Below are 23,840 nucleotides of genomic sequence, written 5' to 3'. Positions count from 1 at the left end.
CCTCCAAGGCTGGGGAGGGTCAGGCTAGTTGGGCCGAATCGGTGCGGGTAGGGGCAATGCGTCAGGCGCGCAGGCGCAGCCCGCGCGGGGTGGCGATGAATCCTGCTCCTTCCAGGAGGGGGCCCAGCGGTGAGGTGAGGGCGGAGGCGCTGTTGATCCGCTCGATGGTGACCGAACTGCCGAGGGAGCCCGCGCGGGCCGCGCCTGCCAGGGCTTCGGCGGCGACGCGCAGGCGGGGGTCGTCGGGGGATGCGGGGGCTTCGGGGCTTTCGGGGGCGGACGGCCAGGCGAGCAGGGTCTTGCCGCCGCGCTCCATGTAGAGCGTGAGCTCGCCCTCCACGAGGACGACCAGGGAGCCTGCCTTGCGGCCCGGCTTGTGGCTCGCGCCGGCGGGGGGTTCGGGCCAGGCGAGTGCCGCTCCGTAGGCGTTGGCCGGGTCGGCCGCCGCGAGGACCACCGTGCGGTCCGCGCCGGCGGGGGTGTCCCCGCGCTCCTGTGCGGTGGCGGCCGCGCGCAGGCGGTCCACCGCGCCGTCCATCGCGAACTGGGCCGCACCGAGGCCCTCGACGACATAGCCGCGGCGGGCCTGGCCGCTGTCCTCGAAGGCGGACAGGATGCGGTACGTCGCCGAGAAGCCGCCCTCCACGCCTTCGGCGGCGACCGCGCCCCGGGTGACCACGCCGTGGCGGTCGAGCAGGGTGCGTGCCAGGGCGTGCGCGCGCAGGGTCGGGTCGGGCTCGCGGGCCGGGAGCAGCGACCAGCGGCCGGCGACCGTGGGCGGGCCGGTGCGGGATGCCGGGCGGGCGGCGGCGGTGAGCGAGCCGTAACGCCCGCGCGGGATCGTCCGCTTGGCGCGGTGGGCGGTGGAGCCCGCGGTGCGGCCCGAGCCGAGCAGGGCGCGCATCGGGGCCAGGGTGTCGTTGGTCAGGCGTCCCGACCAGGCCAGCTCCCAGATGGCGTCGGCCAGTTGGGGGTCGGTGGCGTCGGGGTGGGTGGTGGCGCGCACCTGGTCGGTGATCTGGCGGAAGAACAGGCCGTACCCGCCGGAGAGCGCGGTGAGGACCGATTCCTGGAGGGCGGTGAGCTCCATGGGTTGGGGTTCGGGCAGGAGGAGGGGCGCGGAGTCGGCCAGGTAGAGGGAGATCCAGCCGTCCTTGCCGGGCAGGGCGCCCGCGCCGGCCCACAACGCCTCGCCGGTAGTGGTGAGTTCGTCGAGGAGGGCCGGGTTGTAGCCCTGTACGCGGGAGGGGAGTACCAGCTTCTCCAGGGCGGACGCGGGTACGGATGCGCCCTGTAGTTGCTCGATGGCACGGACCAGGCCGTCGATGCCGCGCAGGCCGTGTCCGCCCATGTGCTGCCACTGGGGCAGGAAGCTCGCGAGCGCGGCGGGCGGCACCGGCTCCAGCTCCTGGCGCAGGGCGGCCAGGGAACGGCGGCGGAGCCTGCGCAGGACGGTGGCGTCACACCACTCCTGGCCGATGCCCGCCGGGTGGAACTCGCCCTGGACGACGCGCCCTTGGGCGGCCAGGCGCTGCAGGGCGCCCTCGGTGACGGCCGTGCCGAGGCCGAAGCGCGCGGCGGCGGTGGCGGAGGTGAAGGGGCCGTGGGTGCGCGCGTGCCGGGCCAGGAGGTCGCCCAGAGGGTCCTTGACGGGCTCGGTGAATGCTTCCGGTACGCCGACGGGGAGTGCCGTGCCGAGGGCGTCCCGCAGGCGTCCCGCGTCCTCGATGGCCGCCCAGTGGTCGGTGCCGGCGATGCGGACGCGGATGGCTCGGCGGGCGGCGGCGAGGTCCTGGGGCCACTGCCGGTCGCCGCCGCGCTCGGCCAACTCGGCGTCCGTGAGCGGGCCGAGGAGCCTGAGCAGGTCGGCGACGCCTTCGGCGTCCTTGATGCGGCGGTCCTCGGTGCGCCACTGGAGCTCGCGCTCCAGCTCGTGCAGGACGTCGGCGTCCAGGAGCTCGCGCAGTTCGGCCTGGCCGAGGAGTTCGGCGAGCAGGCGGGAGTCGAGAGAGAGGGCCGCCGCACGGCGTTCGGCCAGGGGTGAGTCGCCCTCGTACAGGAACTGGGCCACGTACCCGAAGAGCAGGGAGCGGGCGAAGGGCGAGGGTTCGGGGGTGGTCACCTCGACGAGGCGGACGCGGCGGGACTCGATGTCGCCCATCAGCTCGGTGAGGCCGGGTACGTCGAAGACGTCCTGGAGGCATTCGCGTACGGCCTCCAGGACGATCGGGAACGAACCGAACTCGCTGGCCACCTGGAGGAGTTGGGCCGCGCGCTGGCGCTGCTGCCACAGCGGGGTGCGCTTGCCGGGGCTGCGGCGGGGCAGCAGCAGCGCGCGGGCGGCGCACTCGCGGAACCGGGAGGCGAACAGGGCCGAGCCGCCCACCTGGTCCGTGACGATCTGGTTGACCTCGCCCTTGTCGAAGAGGACATCGGCGGCGCCCACGGGAGCCTGCTCGGCGTCGTACTCCATGCCGAGCTTCGCAGGCTCCTGGTCGAGCAGGTCGAGGCCCATCAGATCGGCGTCCGGCAGGCGCAGCACCAGACCGTCGTCGGCGTGCATGACCTGGGCGTCCATGCCGAAGCGCTCGGTGAGCTTCGCGCCGAGGGCCAGCGCCCAGGGGGCGTGCACCTGGGCGCCGAAGGGGGAGTGCACGACCACTCGCCAGTCGCCCAGCTCGTCGCGGAACCGCTCGACGACGATCGTGCGGTCGTCGGGGATGTGGCCGCAGGCCTTGCGCTGCTCCTCGAGGTACGAGACCACGTTCTCCGCGGCCCAGCGGTCGAGGCCCGCCTTGGCGAGGCGTGTGTGGGCGTCGTCCGTACTGAGGCCGCCGACTTCGCGCAGGAACGCGCCCAGGGCGCGGCCCAGTTCGAGTGGGCGGCCCAGCTGGTCGCCCTTCCAGAAGGGCAGCCGGCCGGGGACGCCGGGGGCGGGGGAGACCAGGACGCGGTCGCGCGTGATGTCCTCGATGCGCCAGGAGCTGGTGCCCAGCGTGAAGACGTCGCCCACGCGGGACTCGTAGACCATCTCCTCGTCGAGCTCGCCGACCCGGCCGCCGCCCTTTTTGGGGTCGCTGCCCGCGAGGAAGACGCCGAAGAGGCCGCGGTCGGGGATGGTGCCGCCGGAGGTGACCGCGAGGCGCTGCGCTCCCGGCCGCCCGGTGACCGTACCGGCCACGCGGTCCCACACCACGCGTGGGCGCAACTCCGCGAAGGCGTCGGACGGATAGCGCCCCGCGAGCATGTCGAGGACGGCGGTGAAGGCCGACTCGGGCAGCGAGGCGAAGGGGGCGGCGCGGCGGGTGACGGCAAGGAGGTCGTCGACCTGCCAGGTGTCCAGGGCGACCATCGCGACCAGCTGCTGGGCCAGCACGTCCAGGGGGTTGGCGGGGACCTTGAGGGACTCGATCTCGCCCGAGCGCATCCGCTCGGTGACCACCGCGGACTGCACCAGATCGCCGCGGTACTTGGGGAAGACGACACCGGTGGACACGGCGCCCACCTGGTGGCCCGCGCGGCCGACGCGCTGCAGGCCGGAGGCCACCGAGGGCGGGGACTCGACCTGGACGACCAGGTCGACCGCGCCCATGTCGATGCCCAGCTCCAGGCTGGAGGTGGCGACGACGGCCGGCAGGCGGCCCGCCTTCAGGTCCTCCTCGACGAGGGCGCGCTGCTCCTTGGAGACCGAGCCGTGGTGCGCGCGGGCGAGCACGGGCGGGGCGCCCTTGGCGGCTCCGGACTGGGCCATCACCTCGGCAGGAGTCTGGTCCTCCGGCATGGTCTCGCCGGTGGCGCGCTCGTACGCGATCTCGTTCAGCCGGTTGCACAACCGCTCCGCGAGGCGGCGGGAGTTGGCGAAGACGATGGTGGAGCGGTGCGCCTGGACGAGGTCGGCGATCTTCTCCTCGACGTGCGGCCAGATGGACGGCCGCTCGGCCTTCTCGTCCTGACCACCCGAGGCGTCGGTGGCCGGCGAGCCGCCCAGCTCGCCCAGGTCCTCGACCGGGACGACCACCGACAGGTCGAACTCCTTGCCCGAGGGCGGCTGGACGATCTCCACGCGGCGCTGCGGCGACAGATAGCGGGCGACCTCGTCCACCGGACGTACCGTCGCCGACAGGCCGATGCGGCGTGCGGGGCGCGGCAGGAGTTCGTCGAGGCGCTCCAGGGAGAGCGCCAGGTGGGCGCCGCGCTTGGTGCCCGCCACCGCGTGCACCTCGTCCAGGATCACCGTCTCGATGCCCGTCAGCGCCTCGCGCGTGGACGACGTCAGCATCAGGAAGAGCGACTCGGGGGTCGTGATCAGGATGTCCGGCGGCTTGGTGGCGAGCGAGCGGCGTTCGGCGGCCGGGGTGTCGCCGGAGCGGATGCCGACCTTCACCTCGGGCTCGGGCAGGCCCAGGCGCACGGACTCCTGCCTGATGCCCGTGAGGGGCGAGCGCAGATTGCGCTCCACGTCCACGGCGAGGGCCTTCAGCGGCGATACGTACAGCACCCGGCAGCGCTTCTTCGGGTCCGCGGGCGGCGGGCTGCTCGCGAGGCCGTCCAGGGCGGAGAGGAAGGCGGCCAGCGTCTTGCCGGAGCCGGTCGGGGCCACGACCAGGACGTCCGCGCCCTCGCCGATGGCCCGCCAGGCGCCTTCCTGGGCAGCCGTGGGCGCCGAGAAGGCGCCCGTGAACCAGCCGCGGGTCGCGGGCGAGAAGGATGCGAGCGCTGTCGTCCCTGCCATGGTCCCCATCGTGCACCCCGGCACTGACAATCCGGGTCGTGGGCGGGCGTGGGGCCGGTCGTGGCCGGGGTCTGCTCGTGCGTGACCGGTCGTGGCGGGGGTGTGGTCGGGGTGTGACGCAGCTCGTGGCGGGCTCGTGGCGGGCTGGTGATCGAGGGCTCGGCGGGTCGTGCTCAAGGCTCGGACCGGGGTCTCTTGCGCCGTTCGGCGGACGTTGTCATGATCCTGGCCATGCCGGGTGCACCGCGTGAGCTCGTCCTGACGGACAGCGACCTTCCTCCGATGTTCCGCTCGGCCGACCGGTCCTCGCTGGACGGGCAGACGGACACCGTGCGGTGGTCCGCGCTGCAGCTTGCGTTCCTTGTCGCGGGCGCCGTGCTCGGCGGCTTCGACTTCGAGACCGACGACGGGCTCAACCTGAGCGCCCTGGCGGCGGCGACCTCGCTGGCGGCGTCGCTGATTCCCACGCTCTGGCTGGCCATCGGCAACCCGCAGCGGACGTGGTACCGCGGACGGGCCGCGGCCGAGTCGCTGCGTACGCTCGCCTGGAAGTTCGCGGTCCGGGCCGAGCCGTTCGCCTGCACCGATGCCGCCGCGTCGACGCGTCTGGTGAACGACATCGAGGCCATCAAGCACGACATGGCGGACGTGTGGCCGGGCGGTGTGGTCGGACCGGGCGAGATCACCGCGAAGATGCATCGGCTGCGACAGGAACCCCTGGCCGTGCGGCGGCAGACGTATGTCGACGGGCGCCTGGTGGCCGAGGGGAACTGGTACTCCCGCAAGGCGGAGAAGTTCCGGCGGATCGCCAATCGTTGGGCGGTCGTGACGATCGTCGCCACCGTCGCCGGTCTGGTGGGTGGGTTTCTCGACGGGTTCGGCATGATCGACTACGACGGGCTCGGCAGCGCCTCGGCCGTGGCCGCCGCGGGTACGGCGTGGATGCAGCTCAAGCAGTACCGGCCGCTGGCCGCCGCATACGGGCTCACCGCGCGGGAGTTGGAGCAGGTCAAGGCCGGATTCGCCACCCTGGGGGAGGACGAGGCGGAATGGGCGCGCAGGTGCAGCGAGGCCGAGGACGCGATCTCGCGCGAGCACACCATGTGGCTCGCTCGCAGGGAGGCCGTGTGAACTGCCCCTTTTTGCCGTGCCACTTAGCACTTCCGGAGAGATCTCTGACCTTGCTACAGTCGCGGTAACGCTGTGTAGGCGTGCGCGCAGAGGGGGGATGATGCGGGTATTCATCTCGTACAGCCACAGCAATAAGTCTTATGCGGAACGCGTTATTCGACAGTTGAAGTCGGCGCGTTTCGACGTCCTTGTGGACCGCGACGCCCTGCAGGCCGGCCAGGACTGGCGCAATGAATTGCTGCGGCTCATCAGGTCGTCCGACGCGATTCTCGTCATTCTCACCGAGGCCGCGCGCACATCGGAGGAAGTCACCTCGGAATGGGCCTATGCCCTGGGTGTGGGAGTCCCGGTCTTTCCGCTGCGCTTCGAAACGACATCGCGGGCCTCGCGCCTCGACCATCTGCACAGCTTCAACTTCTTGCAGCATTCCGCCCCCTGGGGCGACCTGATCAACAGCCTGAACTCTTTGCCGGCCACTCCCCGTGATTTCATCGTGGGCCTGGAGAAGGTGCAGACCGCGGCACAGCACATTCGGGAGAACCTGGATTTCCAGACCAACAGGTGTTTCCGGCACATCGTGAGCCATTCGCTCACCGAGATGGGCAGCCAGCTGGAGTTGCTGGACGAGGGCAGGCAGTACACCGTGCCCGCCACGCAGTACCCGTTCTACCTGTTATCGGCTCAACAGGCCCTGCACGCACGGGTCAAGGCGCTCGCACTGGTGGACCAGGAAGAGTTGTTCTGGCAGCAGGGCGTGGGCCGGGAGATCAACGAAACGTCGCACCGGGAGAGCGTCCGCGTCTTCGCCTTCACCGCCGACAGTGATTTCCACCGCATGTACGAGACTCTCGTCTACTATGCGACGGTGTACCACGTGTACGCCATCAGCTATGAACACCTGGTGGCCAAGTTCGGGGCCTACGGCAAGGACTTCTCGATCATCGAGGTGGACGGGGACCAGGTTCTGGGCAGTTACTCTGGTTCGGCCAGAGAGAAAGTCATCCGCTTCTCCGCCGACACCGATGAAGTCATCGATCACGACAGGGCATTTGACAAGATCGTCTCGGTCTCGTCCCAGATCGGCTCGGAGGCTCGCGGTGGCGTAGCGGCGATGAGCCAACAGATCTTCGAAGACTGGAAAATTTCCCCGCTCATGCTCAGAACCGCTGAAATGTCTCTGTACATCGCCATCGACGACTACGACGAATACGAAGAGCGTCACGCGTATTACGTCGACATGATGAATGAAATGCTGACGCTTTTCCGGCACCGCCGGGACAATGCCTTTTCGGGCCCCTCCGGGCGCTGCCGGGTACTGGAGTTGGGCGCCGGCACGGGAATCTTCACCCGTCGCCTCGCGGCCGAGAACGAGGTCGACTGCACGGCCGTCGAGATCGACTTCGCCTGCAGCAACAAACTGGAACGCAATCTGCGCGCCCATGGGAACGCCACCGCGATCAACGCGGACAGCCGCACCTATGTCGCCGACAACGAGGACGGCCGATTCCAGTTCGTCTTCTCCTCGTTCGCGGACCACCACATCAAACCCGAGGACAAGGTCCGCTACTTCAGCAACATCAAGCAGAACCTGACGCCCGGCGGCCGCATCATCGTCGGCGACGAGTTCCTTCCGGAGTACGACCCGAAGGACCCCGATGAATGGCGGGCCGCGCTGCACAGCTATCACGGCCACATCATCAAGTACTCCGCCGACCGCGCGGAGGAGTACGAGGAGCTCGGTGAGGCGAAAGAGGCGCACGCGCACCGGGAGTTGATCCAGCTGGAGTCCGCCGCCCTCAAGTCCGGCCTCGACCGGCAGGGCGACTTCAAGCTCTCCCGCTCCCTGTACGAGGGCATCCTGAAGGAGCAGGGCTTCAACTTCCAGTCGAAGAAGATCGGGCCGCTCGACGACGACACGGTCGGCGGGATCTACGTCTACGAGTTGTGGGTCGACGACTCGCACTCCCGGCGCCATCACTCCATCGAATCCTGAGGTGCTGTCCACCACCGCGCAGGCCCTCGCGCAGCGCGTCGAACCGCGGGTTCCCGAACTCGCCCGGCGCATGGCGCGCGAGGCCTTCGCGACGCTCCCCGGCTATGCCCAACTCCCTGGCGACATCAAGGACATGGAGATCGCCGCGACCGCGCGGCACGGCATCCGGCTCTTCCTGCGCCGTGTGGCCGATCCGGGCATCGCCCGGGCCGACCTGCGCCTGTTCCGCGAACGCGCCGCCCAGCGTGCCGAGGAGGGCATGCCACTGCACTTGCTCCTGCGCACGCACTCCCTCGGGATGTACGTCCTGTGGCAGGCGCTGCGCGAGGCCGCGGGGCCCGGCGAGGAGGCGGACCTGGCCGAACTGGTCGACCTGCTCCTCGCCTCGCACCACCGGGTCGTCGGGGCGGTCGCCGAGACGTACGTCGACGAGCGCGCCGCCCTGGACGCCGATGTGCGGGCCCAGCGCCGCTCACTGGTGCGGGGACTGCTCGACGGCGTGCTGCCGGCCGGACACGTACTCCTGGACGAACTCCGGCTGCACGGACCCGCGTCGGTGCTCGCCCTGCGGGTGGCCGACGGTGCGGGACCCGGGTCCGCGCCGAAGCGGGGGCCGGTGGCGGAGCGACGGCTGCAGCGGCGGTTGCAGTCGGCCCTCGACCAGGCCTTCGGTACGGAGGTGCCCGCGCTGCTCGAAGGGGACCTCGGCCGGGCCGTCGCACCCGGGCCGGGCACGCCGCCGGACGACCTCGCGGCGCGGCTGAGCCGGGCGGCAGGGGCGCCGGTGCGGGTCGCCTGCGTGCCCGTGGCGGCGCCCGACGAGATACCCGGCGCGGCACGGACGGCCACCGAGATACTGCGCATCACGCGCGCGTGCGGGCTGCCCCCGGGGCTGCACCGCCTGGAGGACGTCCTGCTCGAGTTCCATCTCTCCCGGCCCAACGAGTCGAGCCATCGGATCGCGGCCCTCCTGGACCCCCTCACGGACCGGCCCGAGCTGCTGCAGACGCTGCGTACGCATCTCGCCGAGGGGCAGGACCGCAGGGGCACGGCGGCGACGCTTGGGCTGCACCCCAACACCGTGGACAACCGGCTCGCGAAGATCGCGGAGCAGACCGGTCTCGATCTCTCCGCCCCGCGCGGGACGGCGCTCGCGATCGCGGCGCTGTTGCTGCGGGATGCCGCGCGGGACCCGGAATCCGAATCCGTGGACGGCCCAAGTCCTGTACGCGGTGCGGGCGGTGGCCCACCGTCAGGTCCGGATGCCGGACCGTCGTCAGGTCAGGGCCCGTCCGTGCGCCCTTAGGGTGCGCAGCGCCTCGATCGTGACGATGGGGCGCCATTCCAGGGCCGTGCCCGGGGCCCACTGGCGCCAGTGGATCGGCCAGCCGCCGTCCTCCTGCTGCTCGCTCTCCAGGAAGTCGAGCGAACGTCCCATCTCCTCGTCCGTGAACCAGGAGCGGGCCAAGGACTCCGCCGCGCGCGCGTAGTCGTGCGGGAAGTGCTGCTCGCCGGGTGCGTAGCCGGGCGCCACCGGGAAGTCCTCGCGCCGCTCGGGGTCGAGCACCGCGAGCCGCTGCTCCCGGACCAGGCGCCCGAGCCGGTCGGCCGCCGCGCGGGCGCGCGAGCGGTCCGGGGCGCCGTCCAGGAAGGTGACCGCCGCGTGGATCTCGTACGGATGGGACTTGTCCAGCGACTCCACCGCCGCCCAGCAGTAGTCGGTGGCCCGGAACAGCCAGGCGTGCCACACCTGATTGCGGTGCAGCAGCCCCACCACCGGCCCCGTGGCCAGCAGATCGCTCGGCGGATCGTCCACGACCGGGACGAAGGGGGCCGCCGGATAGCCGCGCTGGCTCGGATGGATCGCGGGCAGCGCGCCCTCGGGGGTCGACACCTCCGAGAGGTAGCGGCACACCCGCTCGGCCCGCTGCCCGCCGCACCGCCCGACGGCGTCCAGGACGCGCAGGGCGTGCGCGGTGTGCAGCGGCTGGCTGACCGGACCGCGCAGGTCGGGCTCGAGGGCGTGGCCGTAGCCGTCGTCCTCGTTGCGGTACGCGGCCAGGGCGGTCTCGACCGGGTCGGCGGGCTCGCCCAGGAAGTGATGGGCGAACCTGCGCTGTTCGAGCACGCGCGCGGTGAGCCAGATGAACTGCTCGGCGCGGGCCAGACGGGAGAGCTGGGGGAGCGAGGAGTCGGGGGCGGTCGCTCCTGTTGCCGATGCTGGGGATTCAGCCATGCACCGGACCGTAGGCCGGTAATCGCCGTAGGGCAGCCCCTAGGCCCTGGGCTCACCCTCAGGGGCGCGATACTTAAGGTATGCGGTTGACGGTCTTCTGGGAGCGGATGGCGGAGCACTTCGGTGCGGCGTACGCCGACTCCTTTGCGCGCGATCATGTGATGTCGGAGCTCGGCGGGCGAACGGTGCAAGAGGCACTCGACGCCGGCTGGGAAACCAAGGACGTGTGGCGGGCCGTGTGCGGCGCGATGGGGGTCCCGGCCGACAAGCGCTGAGGCCTGTCCGGCGACCGGACCGGCACACGCCGGCGATGCAAGGAGAAGCCCCGGACAACCCCGGAGACCCGTCCCGATCGGCCCTGAGCCGTGGCGGACTGGTGCCCGATTGTCAGTTGCGTGCGCGAGACTTGCTCCGTGGCACCGACTGAAGACCTCGCGCAGCACGCCGGCCCACCGACCACGACGCCCCCCGACGGGCCCGAGTCGGCCTGGCGGGGCAACCGCATGCCGCGGTGGCTGCCGCGGGCGATGGTGCTTGCCCTCGCGCTCTTCGCCTGCTTCCAGCTGGGCAGTTGGGCCTTCCACCAGCTGACCGGGCTGCTGATCAACATCCTGATCGCGTTCTTCCTCGCGCTGGCGGTCGAACCCGCGGTGAGCTGGATGGCCTCGCACCGCATGCGCCGTGGGGTGGCCACCGCGATCGTCTTCCTCGGGGTGGTGATCGCGGGGGCGGGCTTCATCACGCTGCTCGGCTCGATGCTCGCGGGCCAGATCGTCGACATGGTCGACGATTTCCCGAGCTACCTCGACTCGGTCATCAACTGGATCAACACGACCTTCCACACCGAGCTGTCACGGGTGGAACTGCAGGACAGCCTGATGCACTCGGACTGGCTGCAGAAGTACGTCCAGAACAGTGCGAGCGGTGTCCTGGACGTCTCCGCCCAGGTGCTCGGCGGGCTCTTCCAGCTGCTGACGATCCTGCTCTTCTCGTTCTACTTCGCGGCCGACGGGCCGCGACTGCGGCGGGCCCTGTGCTCCGTGCTGCCGCCCGCGAAGCAGGCCGAGGTGCTGCGCGCCTGGGAGATCGCGGTCGACAAGACGGGCGGCTATCTCTACTCGCGCGGCCTGATGGCGCTCATCTCCGGCGTCGCGCACTACATCCTGCTGCAGGCCCTCGACGTGCCGTACGCGCCCGCGCTCGCGGTGTGGGTGGGCCTCATCTCGCAGTTCATCCCCACCATCGGTACGTATCTGGCGGGCGCCCTGCCGATGCTGATCGCCTTCACCGTGAACCCCTGGTACGCGCTGTGGGTGCTGGTCTTCGTGGTGATCTACCAGCAGTTCGAGAACTACGTGCTGCAGCCCAAGCTCACCGCGAAGACCGTGGACATCCACCCCGCGGTGGCCTTCGGCTCGGTCGTCGCGGGTACCGCGCTGCTCGGTGCGGTCGGCGCGCTGATCGCGATTCCGGCGGTCGCGACACTGCAGGCCTTCCTGGGCGCGTACGTGAAGCGGTACGACGTGACGGACGACCCGCGCGTGCACGGCCACCGGCGCCGTGGGGGTGGGTGGGCGCTCGCGCGGGCGCGCACGAAGCTGCGGGGCGAGGAGAGCGACTCCGCTTCTGCACCGGAATCGGGACCGGATTCGGGTTCGGGACCGGATTCGGGTTCGGGACCGGGTTCAGGTTCGGGACCGGATTCGGGTTCGGGACCGGGTTCAGGTTCGGGACCGGGACGGGATTCGGGACCGGGTTCGGGTTCGGAGTCGGGTCCGCATTCGTCGTGAGTCACAGCAGTCGCGTCTCAGCCTCGGGGAGCTTCTGCCACCAGTGGTGGTAGCGGCTGTAGACCGCCGCCTCGCGGTCTCCGAGGAACGCTGTCGAGGACTGGGCCTCCGCTGCGAGCCCGTCCCAGACGGCAGGGGACAGGGGGTGGAAGGCGGTGGCCTCGACGCCACCGTCCACCGGGCGCCACACACCGGCGACATGCCCGTCCACCAGCAGGGTGGGCAGTACGTCGCCGTTCCTGCGGATCACCAAGGGGCGGTAGGCCGGGGGTATCACCCGGCTGCGGTCGGCATAGGCCAGCAGAATGCTGTCCCACATCGCCATGAGCCGGGGCGGGGCGGGGGTTTCCGCGGAAGGCCGGGGAGCGTCCGGGAGGTCGAACAGGGCGGCGCCGTCCGGCCCTTGGAGCTGCTCGAGGGTGTCGTCGAGGGCGCGGAGCGCCTCGCGGACGGCCGACCGCTGCACCATCGCGAACTGCGCCACGTCCGCCAGTGACGCAGGACCGAATCCCGCCAGATAGCGCAGGATCAGGGTCCGCAGGGCTGCCGGCTCCACCGCCCGTCCTGTGTGGGCGGGCGTCCCTGCTGCGACGAAGGACGGCCTGTGGCCGAATGACCACAGCGCGTCCGTCGGGGCGTGATGCAACGGCGCGTATGCCTTGAGCCCCCACCACGCGCCATCTTTCTTCTCGGCACCGAGCCGCTCCTCGACCCATGCCTGCATTTCTGCCGAGGTGCGCGGCCGATCGGCGAAGGCCAGCAGCTCCGGCACCAGCTCGTCGGCGTCCGCAGGGGTAAGCCCCGCCTCGGCGAAGCGGAAGCCGAGCCGGGAGGCGTACAGCGTGGGCTGCATCGCCGCACGGAAGACCGGGTAGTCCTCGGCGTGCACCGCGTGCAGGGTGATCCGCATCAGGGTCGCCTTGGCCACCGAACGCTCGGCGAAGGCGGCATCGAGGTCGGCGGGAGCGAACCCGGCGAGCCGGTTCCACAGGGCGAGGTAGGGCGAGGCCGGGTGCTGTGCCTGGAGCGCGACCACGCGCCGCACGCCGTCGGGGACGGTCAACGGCTCGCGCTCAAGGAGCAGCTGGCGGCTGAGGGTTGCCCGGTTGAGTTCGCGCGCAGTGATCGTCACAGACCGGGATTCTGCCCTGCTCCGCAACCGTCAGGGGTGTCGGCGGGTACTGATAAGCCGTCGCGACTGCCGCGTGGTGCGCTTGACACCAAAATCGAACATCCATTCTCATTGGGTGTCCGGCTTCGCATCAGCCCCGCCTCGGCTCCCGCTTTTGTGGGGGTTTGCGGGGAATTTCCGAGGGTTATCCACAGGCCGGCACCGACGTCGGGACGCATTGTCAGTGGCAGGCGTTAGCGTCTTGGACGTGAAGCGATCGACTCAAGCAAACCGGGTGGAACCCATGGCAGGAACCGACCGCGAGAAGGCGTTGGACGCCGCGCTCGCACAGATTGAACGCCAATTCGGCAAGGGCGCAGTGATGCGCTTGGGCGAGCGGCCGAACGAGCCCATCGAGGTCATCCCCACCGGATCGACCGCGCTCGACGTCGCGCTCGGCGTCGGCGGCATCCCGCGCGGCCGTGTGGTGGAGGTGTACGGACCGGAGTCCTCCGGTAAGACCACCCTCACCCTGCACGCCGTGGCCAACGCCCAGAAGGCCGGCGGCACGGTGGCCTTCGTGGATGCCGAGCACGCCCTCGACCCCGAGTACGCCAAGAAGCTCGGCGTCGACATCGACAACCTGATCCTGTCCCAGCCGGACAACGGCGAGCAGGCCCTCGAGATCGTCGACATGCTGGTCCGCTCCGGCGCCCTCGACCTCATCGTCATCGACTCCGTGGCGGCACTCGTGCCGCGCGCGGAAATCGAGGGCGAGATGGGCGACAGCCACGTGGGTCTGCAGGCCCGTCTGATGAGCCAGGCCCTGCGGAAGATCACCGGCGCGCTCCACCAGTCCGGGACCACCGCGATCTTCATCAACCAGCTGCGCGAGAAGATCGGCGTGATGTTCGGCTCGCCGGAGACCACGACCGGTGGCCGGGCCCTGAAGTTCTACGCCTCGGTGCGGCTCGACATCCGACGTATCGAGACGCTCAAGGACGGCACGGACGCGGTGGGCAACCGCACCCGCGTGAAGGTCGTCAAGAACAAGGTCGCGCCGCCCTTCAAGCAGGCCGAGTTCGACATCCTCTACGGCCAGGGCATCAGCCGCGAGGGCGGCCTGATCGACATGGGCGTGGAGAACGGCTTCGTGCGCAAGGCCGGTGCCTGGTACACGTACGAGGGCGACCAGCTCGGCCAGGGCAAGGAGAACGCCCGTAACTTCCTGAAGGACAACCCCGATCTCGCCAACGAGATCGAGAAGAAGATCAAGGAGAAGCTGGGCGTCGGTGTGAAGCCGGCTCCTGAGGCCGAGCCCGGCGCGGATGCCGCGACGGTTTCCGCCGAGGCCGCAGGCAAGGACGACGCCAAGGACGCTGCCAAGTCGGTGCCGGCTCCGGCCACCAAGGCAAAGGCGACCAAGGCCGCGGCGGCCAAGAGCTAGTCCGTGGTGCGGCGAACGGAATGGCCTGAGGAGAGCGGGGCGGCTGCCGCCGGGGCCGGGGCTGGTCGTTTCGGGTCGGACGGGTCCGGCCTCGACGGCTTCGGGTCCGGTGACTTCGGGTCCGGTGACTTCGGGCCCGAGGCCGACGGTTCAGGGCCCGAAGGTCCGGGACCCGGCGGTCGCTCGCGCGGTGGGCGCCGGGGTACGGCCGGGGGCCGAAGTGGTGGCGGGCGTCGGGGCTTCGGGGAATCGGGGCGAGGGCGGTCCCGGTCCCGTGGTGACGGTTCCGAGGGCGTCTTCGAAGACGCCCCCGAAGAGGACAGCGGCTCCTTCGACCCGTCGAGGGCCGGGGCGGAGGAGCCGCGCGACGGCGGCCGGGGCCGGGGACCGCGCGAGCGGGACCTCGATCCGGGGGAGCGAGCGCGGGCGATCTGCCTGCGCCTGCTCACCGGCATGCCACGCACCCGCAAGCAACTCGCGGACGCGCTGCGCAAGCGGGAGATCCCCGACGAGGTGGCGGACGAGGTACTCTCCCGCTTCGAGGAGGTCGGCCTGATCGACGACGCGGCCTTCGCGGGCGCCTGGGTGGAGTCCCGGCACCATGGGCGGGGGCTTGCCCGGCGGGCGCTCGCGCAGGAGTTGCGGACCAAGGGGGTCGACCCCACGACGATCGAGGAGGCCGTCGGGCAGCTCGACTCCGAGCAGGAGGAGGCCACGGCGCGGGAACTCGTCGCGCGCAAGCTGCGGGCGACGCGGGGGCTCGAGCGGGACAAGCGGGTTCGGCGGTTGGCGGGGATGTTGGCTCGGCGGGGGTATTCCGAAGGGATGGCTCTGCGGGTTGTGCGGGACGCCTTGGCGGAGGACGAGGGTTAGGTCTTCGTTTGGGCTTGGTCCGGTCTGGCTGAGGTCGCGGTGTTCGTCGAGGCCCGGCTTTCGTTGAGGTCGCGGGGGCTCTGCCCCGGGCCCCCGGTCCTCAGGCGCCGGACGGGCTGGGTTTGGGGCAGGCGGGGCTTTGGGGCGTGCCCCTGCTGACCCGGTTTTGGTTCAGGAGGGGCCCTGCTGACCCGGTTGTGGCTGAGCGCCGTTGGTCAAGGCGGGGGCGTGTCCGTAGGTACGTGCTCGCCGCGGGCAATTGCAGGTGGTCCGGTATGCGTCGAGCACGCACCTACCGACCCGACCCCTCGCGTTCGTTCATGGTGCGCTGCCGGTCGGTGGACGGGCCCGTACCCGGCTGATCGCCGTGGGTGGTGTGTACCCGGCTGATCGCCGGTGGGGGTGATCGATGTGACAAGTCCCCCCTGGCGGGGGGATTTTGGGCGGCGGCTTCGGTGGGCGGCGATTGAGTACGGGGGCTAACCCCCGTAGCAAGACCCCAGGTCCCGCCAGTGCACAGGTACCTGTGCACAGAGCACTGTGGACGCATGGTCCAGCCACCCGTCGAGATCTCCGATCTCGCCACGCTCAGGGCACTTGCCCACCCCCGTCGGCAGCAGATGCTCGGTCATCTCGCGCTGCATGGGCCCGCGACCTCAGCCACGCTCGCCAGGGCGCTCGAGCTGAATACCGGGGCCACCAGCTATCACCTGCGTGAGCTTGCGCGTTATGGATTCGTCGAGGAGACCGAGGGGCCTGAAGGCGGTCCCAGTCGTGCGCGTGAGCGTTGGTGGCGTGCCGTGCCGGGGGATCGGAGGTTCCCGCCGCGGAGCCGGCAGAGCCCCGAGATGCGGCTGGTCATGGATGAGTTGAACCACCATGCGTATGCCGCGGACCTTGAGCTCTTCGAGCAGCTCCAGCGGGACAGCGACACGGACGACTTCGCGTACTCGCGGGGCACGATCCGGCTGACGCAGGCCGAGCTCCGTGAGTTCTTCGAGGAGTACATCGCGCTGCTCAACCGCTACAAGCGCCCCGAGGACCGGGTTCCGGCCGACGCCCGCACTTTCCTCACCCGTCTGCTGGCCTTCCCCGGCCCGGACGCCCACAACAGAAAAGAGACCGGCGCATCATGATGCTGAGCTATGCCCTGCAGACCGTCCGGGACCGCAAAGGCGGCTTCCTCGGTGCCTTTCTCGCCCTCATGTGTGCGGCGGCGCTTATTGCCGCCTGTGGTTCGCTCCTTGAGACCGGGCTGCGCGGCAAGATCGCCACCGAGCGGTATGCCGGTGCTCCCGTGATCGTCTCCGCCGACCAGAACGTCCACCAGACCACGGTCAAGCAGAAGAAGGGCAAGACCAAGGTCAAGCACAAAGCGAAACCCGTGGCCGAGCGTGCCTGGCTCCCGCAGGGTGTCGCCGGGCGGGTGAAGGGCCTGCCAGGTGTCGAGCGGGTCGTACCTGAACTCACCTTCCCTGCCCAGCCGTTGGTGGGTGGAGAGGGCAAGCCTGCCTATGGTCACGCCTGGGAATCGGCCGCCCTCACTCCCTTCCGTCTCGCTGCCGGCAAGGCGCCCACGGCGAAGGGCGACATCGTCATCGATCGTGGTCTCGCCGAGCGTGCTCGGCTCGCGCCCGGTGACCGGCTCACCGTTCAGTCGACCCGGTCCCCGGCGACGTACCGCATCAGCGGCATCGCGACGCCGGCCCGCAGCGGTGAACTCCAGCAGCAGACCTCGCTCTTCTTCTCCACCGCGGAGGCGCAGCGTCTCGCCGGTCGGCCCGGGCAGGTCACCGCGATCGGCGTGCTGCCCGAGCGGGGCGTCGATGCCGGGGCGCTCAAGGAGACCGTGAGCAAGGCACTTGCCGGTACGACCGCCCAGGTCAGTGCCGGTGACGACCGTGGGCCCGTGGAGTTCCTCGATGCCGCCGGGGCGCGCGTCAAGCTGGTCAGCATGGGGGGTGCCATGGGCGGTACGTCGCTGCTCGTCGCGGTGCTCGTGGTGGTCGGTACCTTCGCGTTGTCCATTCAGCAGCGCCATCGCGAGCTTGCGCTGCTGCGTGCCATCGCCGCGACGCCGAAGCAGATCCGCAAGCTGCTCGGCCGTGAGGCCCTGGTGGTCGGGGCGGGGGCCGGCGTCGCCGGTGCGCTGCTCGGGCTGCCGCTGGGTGGGTGGCTGCATGCCCGGTTCGTGGAAGTGGGTGCTGTCCCGGCCACGTTGGAGCGCACCGTCAGTGTCTTTCCGCTGTTCGCCGCTGTCGGTGCGACGTTGCTGGGGGCCTGGGCCGCCGCGCGTATTTCCGCCCGTCGGATCACCCGGATCCGTCCGGCCGAGGCCCTCGCCGAAGCTGCCGTCGAGCGCGGTCGCCCCGGGTGGGGGCGGCTGGTCGCAGGCCTTGTCACGCTTGCCGGTGGTGTCGTGCTCGTGGTGGTGCTCAGCGCCCTTCGCACCGAGCCCGCGTCAACTCCAGTGACCTTCCTGGCCGTTGTGGTCCTGTCCGCTGCTGTTGCGCTGCTCGGGCCGCTGCTCGTCAAAGCGGCTGCCGGTGTCATCGGCATCCCGCTGCGGCTCAGCGGCAACAGCGGTCGTCTGGCCACCGCCAACCTGCGGGGAAATGCCGCCCGGATGGCCGCGGTCGTCACCCCGCTCACGTTGCTGATCGGCATGACCTGCACGGTCCTGTTCGTCCAGCCGACCCTCGGCGACGCCGCCCGGGCCCAGGCCCGCGAGGGCATCCGCGCCGACTGGGTGCTCGCGGCACAGGGGCCGGGCGTCCCCGCGCAGGCCGCTCAGGACATCCGTACGGCCAAGGGCGTTGATGCCGCCACCGAAGTGGTGCGGACGACTGCTCGCGTGGGACTGGACAAGTACGCGACCCAGGGCGTCACCCCTGCTGGCCTCACCCGTACCTGGGACCCCGATGTCACGGCCGGCTCCCTCGACGGATTCGGCAAGGGCAAGGCCGCGGTCAGTGAACTCGCCGCCGATCAGCTGGGGTTGGGGGTCGGCAGCACTCTGAAGCTCACCCTCGGCGACGGCACTCCGACCACCGCGACCGTCACCGCCGTCTACGCCAAGGGCCTCGGCTTCGGTGATCTGACCCTGCCGCACGACCTGGTCGCCCGGCACATGGACAACCCCCTCGCCTCGACGGTCCTGGTCGCCGGTGACACGCCCCGGGAGCAACTCGCCGCCGCCGTAAAGGACTTCCCCAGCGTACGCGTTCTCGCTCCCGCCGACGTCGACGCCCTGCAGGCCGAACGGCAGCAGGCCAACGCCGAGGTCAACCTCCTCGCCATGGGCCTGGTCCTCGCCTTCACCGCGATCGCCGTCGTCAACACCCTCGCGATGTCGGTCTCCGAACGCGTCCGCGAGTTCGCGATGCTCCGCCTCGCCGGGGCCACCCGCCGCCAGGTCCTGCGCATGCTGCGGCTCGAAGCGCTGTCGGTGCTGCTGCTCGGGACCGCGCTCGGCAGCGGTATCGCCCTCGCGGTGCTGACCGCCTTCAGCGTGGGAATGACCGGTTCCGCGGCACCCTCGGTCACGCCTCTCGTGTACGTCGCCGTCGTCGCGGCCGCCGGACTGCTCGCCCTGATCGCGACCGCGCTGCCGGGCCGGTCGGCGCTGCGGATGCGGCCCGTGGAGGTGGCGACCGCCAAGGAATGAGCTTCGGACGTGTACGTGAGTGAGGTCGGCCCCCGCCGGAGAGTGGGGGCCGACCTCACCAACGTATGAGCAACTACCCCTCGGTGACCGGCAGTCCGGCTGCCTTCCACGCCTGGAAGCCGCCGATCAGGTCCGTCGCGCGGTGCAGGCCCAGCTGCTGCAGGGAGGCGGCGCCGAGACTGGAGGCGTAGCCCTCGTTGCAGAACACCACGACCAGCAGGTCATGGCCGGTGGCCTCGGGGGCGCGGTGGCTGCCCTGCGGGTCGAGGCGCCACTCCAGCTCGTTGCGCTCGACGACCAGGGCGCCGGGGACCAGGCCGTCGCGGTCGCGCAGTTCGGCATAGCGGGTGTCGACCAGGAGGACGTCGCCGGCGGTGAAGGCCTCGTACGCCTGCTGCGGGGTGAGGCGGTCGAGGCCCGCGCGGACCCGCTCCAAGTGGTCGTCGATGCCGATGGGTTGCGTACTCACTGCCAGTCCTCCGGCTGCTCGACCTGCTCCAGCCTGAGCACCGACTCCGTACGGCTGAAGCGGCGGATCAGGGGGAGGGGCGGGTAGTAGGCGTGGACGGAGATCGCGTGCTCGGTCGTCGACCCGTTGAGGACCTCGTGCACGTGGTGGGTGCCGAAGGCGCGGCCCTTGCCCGCGGGCAACTGCCTTGTGCGGTCCACGTCTTCGTTCAGTTCGAGGGTCTTCCAGCCCTCGCTGGGGAGGCGTACGGCGAGGGAGTTCTCCTTCAACTCGCCGGATGCCGTGGTGAACGCGCCGATCGACTCGGCGTGGTCGTGCCAGCCCGTGCCGGTGCCGGGCGGCCAGCCGATCAGCCAGGCCTCGCTGCCGCCGGGCCCTTCGAGGCGGATCCAGGTGCGGCCCTCGGGGTCGAGCGGAAGCGTGGCGATCAGCTCGGCGTCGGCGGCGGTGCGGCGGACGAAGGCGAGGAGATCGGCGGCGGTGGGCGCGGTCGCGGTCGTGGCGTTGGATGCGGGCGCGGGGGAGCTGGGAGCAGACACTGGTGCCGTCCTGAGGAGTCGCGAAGGGCGCGTCGGGGCGCAGCAGGGCGCGCGGACGCGAGGGGAAAAGGCGATTCAGCAGGAAGCGGTACAGACACAGCCCGGGTAGCGGACGAGGTCCAGATGGACCTTCCGCCACAGGTGTTGGCTGGTGTCGCTCATGCGCGGAGTAGAGCATGCGGGCGGGCGCCGGTCAACTGCTGTCCGCAGTTCGGGCACCCGCCGCTCAGCTGTCGGTCGCCGCCTTCGCGGCCTGCGCAGTCTGCGCGGGTACGCCGCCGCGCGCCGCGTCCGCCGCCGCGTAGAGCTCGGCCGGGCGGACCCCGCCGTGCGCCGTCACCAGATGCCCGTCGGGACGTACCAGAAGAACCGTGTGCGCGGCGGCCCCCGGATAGCTCTCCGCGACCAGGAGCTCGCCCGGCAGCGGCAGCGCCGTCACGGCGGCGGCCAGGCGTGGCATCACCCCGGCCGTCAGCCAGTGCCGCCGGTCCCAGACGCCCGTGCCGGGCGCGACCAGGACGACCAGGAGTTTGCCGAGACCGAGGCGGTCGCGCAGCCGGACCACGGAGCCGTCGGGCGAGGTGACCGGTACGTCGGCGACGGGCGCACCGACCGCAGTCCCGACGGCGACCTCGGACGACTCCTCGCCGGGCTCCGGCGACAGGGGCGAGCCCTCGTACACGGGCGGCTCGCCCAGCGGCCCCCGCCCCAGGTGCCCGTCGGTGAGCAGCGCGTCGTGCCCGCGCGCGGTGCCCGGTACGTACGCGCGCAGACCACCGCTCCCGCGCAGTATCGGCAACGCCTGATCGGCCGCCCGCAGCCGCGCGGCGACCGCGTCCCTGCGCTCCGCCTCATAGCTGTCGAGGAGGGCGGGGGACTCGGCGTGATGCCAGCACTGGGCCAGCTTCCAGGCGAGGTTGTCGGCGTCGCGCAGGCCCTCGTCGACGCCCTGCGTGCCGAGCGCGCCGAGCAGATGCGCGGCGTCGCCGGCGAGGAAGGAACGGCCGACGCGCCAGCGCCGGGCGAGGCGGTGGTGGACGGTGTGCACGCCGGTGTCGATCAGTTCGTACGGGGGTGTCGTGCCGCCGCACCAGCCGGCCAAGGTGTCCCGGATGAGGGCCACCAGGGCTTCCGGCGTGACGAGTTCGCTGCGGGCGGGCAGCAGCCAGTCGAGGCGCCAGGTGCCCTCGGCGAGCGGTCGGGCGGTGATCTCCATCGGGGCGCCGGGCCACGGGGGCATCCGGTGCAGCAGGGCCTGGCCCGGCCAGGGGAGTTCGGTGCGCAGGGCGGCCACGGCGTGGCGTTCGACCGCGGTGCGGCCGGTGAAGCGGATGTCGAGCAGCTTGCGCACGGTCGAGCGCGGGCCGTCGCAGCCGACCAGGTAACTGCCGCGCCACCAGGTGCCCTTGGGTCCTCGGGTGTGTGCGGTGACGCCGTGTGCGTCCTGCTCGATCGAGTCGAGGCGGCTGTCGACGGCGATCTTGACGAGGCGCTCCTCGGCGGCGGCCTCGCGCAGGGCGGTGGTGAGTTCGTGCTGGGCGATGTGGAGGGGGGAGGGGCCGTCGATGGCCAGAAGGGTGTCGGCCGTCGCGGTCCCGTCCGTGCCGGGCCCGGCTTCGTGCCCGCCGTCGCCCTCACCCTCGCCCTCGAAGGCGAGGTGGCGGATCTCCTGCTTTCGGCGCAACGAACGCCACGCCGTCCAGCGCGAGTCGTAGAAGGCGACGCCCGTCAGGCGCCACACCAGGTCGGCCGTGTCCGCGCGCAGGACCACGGTGCGCGCGGGTCGCTGCTCGTCCTTGCCGGGGCCGTCGTCCAGGACGACGGAGGGGACGCCGGCGCGGGCCAGCGCCAGGGCGAGCGTGAGCCCGACGGGCCCCGCTCCGACCACGATCACCGGGTCCACGGCGTGCCGCTCCCTGCCGTCGGAGGTGTCCTCGGGTTGGTACCGGGCGGGGCAGGTGGAGCGGAGTGCGCGATCACAGAACGTATGCAACCCATTGCCGGTGCTTGCGTCAAGTGACGGAGGCAGCGGCGTGATCGCCGCTGCCTCCGTTGTCGTACCGCGTGGTCCGTCCGGACCTTATGAACCGTCAGTTCGTCTTGGACGGCGGCTCGTCGGGGCCATCGGTGTCCCGGGGCTCCGGGGACGCCTGGGTCTCCACGGTGGTGGGCTCCAGGAGCGGGGCGGCCGGTCCTGCGCCCGGGACCGCGTCGCCGAGGCCACCCTCTGCGACGGGCTCGGCGGCAGCTGCCACCTTGATGCCCGTCTTGGCCCGGCGGCCGCGGCGCTCGATCCAGCTGGCGAGGGACGACAGGGCCAGACACATCAGGACGTAGATCGTGCCGGTGACCATGATGACCGGGACGTACGGGGACTGTTCGTTGACGAGGGTGTTGTTGGCCAGCTGGCGGGCCGCGTACAGCAGTTCCGAGTACGTGATGATGTAGCCGAGCGAGGTGTCCTTGAGCGTGACCACCAGCTGGCTGATGACCGTCGGCAGCATGGACCTGATCGCCTGCGGCAGCAGCAGCGAGGTCATCACCTGGGACTTGCGCAGACCGATGGCGTACGCCGCCTCGACCTGTCCCTTCGGCACGGCGTTGAAGCCGGCCCGCAGCACCTCGGCCTGCACCGTGGCGTTGTAGACGGTGAGTCCGATGACCAGGGCCCAGAAGCCGTTGTTCTCGCCGACCACACCGAGGTCGTCCTTGTAGGTGAGGAACAGCACCCACAGGGCGAAGATCGTGATCAGCAGGGGGATGGCCCGGAACAGCTCGATGAAGCCGGTGGCCAGCCAACGGACCGGACGGTGGTCCGAGGCGCGGGCGACCGCGAGCAGCGCGCCGAGCACCAGTGACAGGACACCGGCGACCGCGAACACCTTGAGCGTCGTGAGGATGCCGTCGCGGATGCTCGCCCGCACACCGGCGTTGTTGAAGATGTTCCACATCGCGGAGTCGAAGTGGCCCCGGTCGGCGAGGCGCATGACGACGAAGACGGCGAAGCCGACGATCGCAGCGATGCCGACGACGGAGTAAATCCGGTTCCGCAGCCGGGCCTTGGGGCCCGGGGCGTCGTAAAGGACGCTGGCGCTCATCGCGCGACCTCCAGGCTCCGCTCGAGCACCCGGAAGAAGATGCTGATGACGAACACGATGACCAGGTAGCCGAGAGCGACCCAGAGGAAGATCCAGGCGATCGGGAAGCCCTTGTCGCTCAGCAGCTTCTGCCACCCGAACAACTCGGTGACGCTGAAGGCACCCGCGATCGCGGAGTTCTTGGTCAGCGCGATGAAGATGCTGCTCAGCGGCGGCAGTACGGTACGCACCGCCTGCGGCAGGATGATCGTGCCGAGCGTCTGGAAGAACGTCATGCCGATCGACCGGGCGGCCTCGGCCTGGCCGAGGGGCACCGTGTTGATGCCGGACCTGACGGCCTCGCACACGAACGACGAGGTGTACACGCTGAGTACGACCAGTGCCTTGGCCCACGGGCTGAGGCCGAGGTCGAAGACCTGCGGCACCGCGAACCAGATGACGAGGAAGAGAAGCGTCAGCGGGGTGTTGCGGAAGAGGGTGACCCAGGCGGTGCCGAAGAACCGCAGCGGGGGCACGGGCGAGACCCGGAAGCCGGCCAGGACGACGCCGAGGAGCATCGCCAGCAGGCCGCTGGCCAGGGTCAGCCAGATCGTGCCTATGAATCCCTCACGGAATTCCGGCCAATGGTCGAGCAATACATTCACGGGGATGTCCTCGTGGGCGGCAGCGGTCGGGCAGGGGGAGCCGCGCCCCGTACGCACCGCGCGGGCGGCGGTGCGTACGGGGGCCGGTCAACTCACTGCCTGCGAGACAG

17 protein-coding genes are annotated in these 23,840 nt (G+C 70.8%); 9 read left to right on the top strand and 8 right to left on the bottom strand.

The annotated features are described in order from the left end of the window. Positions 1-61: 61 nt before the first annotated feature. The gene (locus tag OG430_RS15040) at positions 62-4,732 is read right to left on the bottom strand and encodes an ATP-dependent helicase (protein ID WP_327352999.1); all 4,671 of its coding nucleotides are present in this window, start codon (positions 4,730-4,732) and stop codon (positions 62-64) included. A gap of 231 nt (positions 4,733-4,963) precedes the next feature. On the opposite strand from OG430_RS15040, the gene OG430_RS15035 reads away from it, so the two are divergent. Genes OG430_RS15035 through OG430_RS15025 form a run of 3 tightly spaced genes read left to right on the top strand, consistent with a single transcriptional unit; the run spans position 4,964 to position 9,162 of the window. After that, entirely contained in the window at positions 4,964-5,863 is a 900-nt protein-coding gene (locus OG430_RS15035) for a DUF4231 domain-containing protein (RefSeq protein ID WP_327352998.1), read from the top strand. A 16-nt stretch (positions 5,864-5,879) separates the two neighbouring features. Next, entirely contained in the window at positions 5,880-7,856 is a 1,977-nt protein-coding gene (locus tag OG430_RS15030; protein WP_327352997.1) for a TIR domain-containing protein, read from the top strand. A 1-nt stretch (position 7,857) separates the two neighbouring features. Next, a complete protein-coding gene (locus OG430_RS15025; protein WP_327352996.1) occupies positions 7,858-9,162 on the top strand; it encodes a PucR family transcriptional regulator in 1,305 nt (434 codons plus the stop codon). On the opposite strand, the gene OG430_RS15020 is transcribed toward OG430_RS15025, so the two are convergent. Further along, positions 9,133-10,092: a hypothetical protein gene (locus OG430_RS15020; RefSeq protein ID WP_327352995.1), complete on the bottom strand. Its 960-nt coding sequence runs from the start codon at positions 10,090-10,092 to the stop codon at positions 9,133-9,135. The two genes, OG430_RS15025 and OG430_RS15020, sit on opposite strands and share 30 nt — an antisense overlap. A gap of 80 nt (positions 10,093-10,172) precedes the next feature. Between OG430_RS15020 and OG430_RS15015 the strand changes: the two genes are divergently transcribed. Both OG430_RS15015 and OG430_RS15010 read left to right on the top strand, forming a co-directional pair. Then, on the top strand, positions 10,173-10,367 hold the full coding sequence (locus OG430_RS15015; RefSeq protein ID WP_327352994.1) for a DUF3046 domain-containing protein: 195 nt from the start codon (positions 10,173-10,175) through the stop codon (positions 10,365-10,367). Positions 10,368-10,595: 228 nt separating this feature from the next. After that, positions 10,596-11,882 (top strand): AI-2E family transporter, encoded by a 1,287-nt coding sequence (locus OG430_RS15010; protein WP_442816713.1) that lies wholly within the window; start codon positions 10,596-10,598, stop codon positions 11,880-11,882. Between the two features lies 1 nt (position 11,883). On the opposite strand, the gene OG430_RS15005 is transcribed toward OG430_RS15010, so the two are convergent. Next, a complete protein-coding gene (locus tag OG430_RS15005) occupies positions 11,884-13,014 on the bottom strand; it encodes a winged helix DNA-binding domain-containing protein (protein ID WP_327352992.1) in 1,131 nt (376 codons plus the stop codon). A 283-nt stretch (positions 13,015-13,297) separates the two neighbouring features. Between OG430_RS15005 and recA the strand changes: the two genes are divergently transcribed. The 4 genes from recA (at position 13,298) to OG430_RS14985 (ending at position 18,980) form a co-directional block, all read left to right on the top strand. Continuing rightward, positions 13,298-14,440 (top strand): recombinase RecA, encoded by a 1,143-nt coding sequence (gene recA / locus OG430_RS15000; protein WP_327352991.1) that lies wholly within the window; start codon positions 13,298-13,300, stop codon positions 14,438-14,440. Between the two features lie 3 nt (positions 14,441-14,443). Then, the gene (gene recX, locus OG430_RS14995) at positions 14,444-15,313 is read left to right on the top strand and encodes a recombination regulator RecX (protein WP_327352990.1); all 870 of its coding nucleotides are present in this window, start codon (positions 14,444-14,446) and stop codon (positions 15,311-15,313) included. 548 nt (positions 15,314-15,861) lie between these two features. Then, entirely contained in the window at positions 15,862-16,449 is a 588-nt protein-coding gene (locus tag OG430_RS14990) for a helix-turn-helix domain-containing protein (protein ID WP_327352989.1), read from the top strand. Beyond that, positions 16,446-18,980, top strand: a complete 2,535-nt coding sequence (locus tag OG430_RS14985) for an FtsX-like permease family protein (RefSeq protein ID WP_327352988.1) — start codon at positions 16,446-16,448, stop codon at positions 18,978-18,980. The genes OG430_RS14990 and OG430_RS14985 overlap by 4 nt, the downstream gene beginning before the upstream one ends. Positions 18,981-19,053: 73 nt before the next feature. Here OG430_RS14985 and OG430_RS14980 read toward each other — a convergent pair whose 3' ends face one another. The 5 genes from OG430_RS14980 to OG430_RS14960 form a co-directional block, all read right to left on the bottom strand. Then, a complete protein-coding gene (locus OG430_RS14980) occupies positions 19,054-19,449 on the bottom strand; it encodes a rhodanese-like domain-containing protein (RefSeq protein WP_327352987.1) in 396 nt (131 codons plus the stop codon). After that, complete coding sequence (locus OG430_RS14975) at positions 19,446-19,988, bottom strand: cysteine dioxygenase (RefSeq protein WP_327352986.1); 543 nt, start codon at positions 19,986-19,988, stop codon at positions 19,446-19,448. The genes OG430_RS14980 and OG430_RS14975 overlap by 4 nt, the downstream gene beginning before the upstream one ends. 226 nt (positions 19,989-20,214) lie before the next feature. Then, complete coding sequence (locus OG430_RS14970; RefSeq protein ID WP_327352985.1) at positions 20,215-21,891, bottom strand: FAD-dependent monooxygenase; 1,677 nt, start codon at positions 21,889-21,891, stop codon at positions 20,215-20,217. A gap of 187 nt (positions 21,892-22,078) precedes the next feature. After that, positions 22,079-23,086 carry an amino acid ABC transporter permease gene (locus OG430_RS14965; protein WP_327352984.1) on the bottom strand — a complete coding sequence of 336 codons (1,008 nt, stop codon included), beginning with the start codon at positions 23,084-23,086 and terminating at the stop codon, positions 22,079-22,081. Next, complete coding sequence (locus tag OG430_RS14960; protein ID WP_327352983.1) at positions 23,083-23,730, bottom strand: amino acid ABC transporter permease; 648 nt, start codon at positions 23,728-23,730, stop codon at positions 23,083-23,085. The genes OG430_RS14965 and OG430_RS14960 overlap by 4 nt, the downstream gene beginning before the upstream one ends. Between the last annotated feature and the right edge of the window lie 110 nt (positions 23,731-23,840).

Source organism: Streptomyces sp. NBC_01304 (assembly GCF_035975855.1).
In the GTDB taxonomy this organism is placed as follows: Bacteria; Actinomycetota; Actinomycetes; order Streptomycetales; family Streptomycetaceae; genus Streptomyces.
Note: the sequence above shows the minus strand (reverse complement) of the source record. Positions and strands in the feature narration are given on the sequence as shown.

Coding starts and splice junctions, on each gene's coding strand:
- OG430_RS15015 (WP_327352994.1), top strand. CDS start 10,173: ATGCGGTTGACGGTCTTCTGGGAGCGGATGGCGGAGCACTTCGGTGCG.
- OG430_RS14990 (WP_327352989.1), top strand. CDS start 15,862: ATGGTCCAGCCACCCGTCGAGATCTCCGATCTCGCCACGCTCAGGGCA.
- OG430_RS14965 (WP_327352984.1), bottom strand. CDS start 23,086: ATGAGCGCCAGCGTCCTTTACGACGCCCCGGGCCCCAAGGCCCGGCTG.
- OG430_RS14985 (WP_327352988.1), top strand. CDS start 16,446: ATGATGCTGAGCTATGCCCTGCAGACCGTCCGGGACCGCAAAGGCGGC.
- OG430_RS15035 (WP_327352998.1), top strand. CDS start 4,964: ATGCCGGGTGCACCGCGTGAGCTCGTCCTGACGGACAGCGACCTTCCT.
- OG430_RS15020 (WP_327352995.1), bottom strand. CDS start 10,092: ATGGCTGAATCCCCAGCATCGGCAACAGGAGCGACCGCCCCCGACTCC.
- OG430_RS15010 (WP_442816713.1), top strand. CDS start 10,596: ATGCCGCGGTGGCTGCCGCGGGCGATGGTGCTTGCCCTCGCGCTCTTC.
- OG430_RS15040 (WP_327352999.1), bottom strand. CDS start 4,732: ATGGCAGGGACGACAGCGCTCGCATCCTTCTCGCCCGCGACCCGCGGC.
- recA (WP_327352991.1), top strand. CDS start 13,298: ATGGCAGGAACCGACCGCGAGAAGGCGTTGGACGCCGCGCTCGCACAG.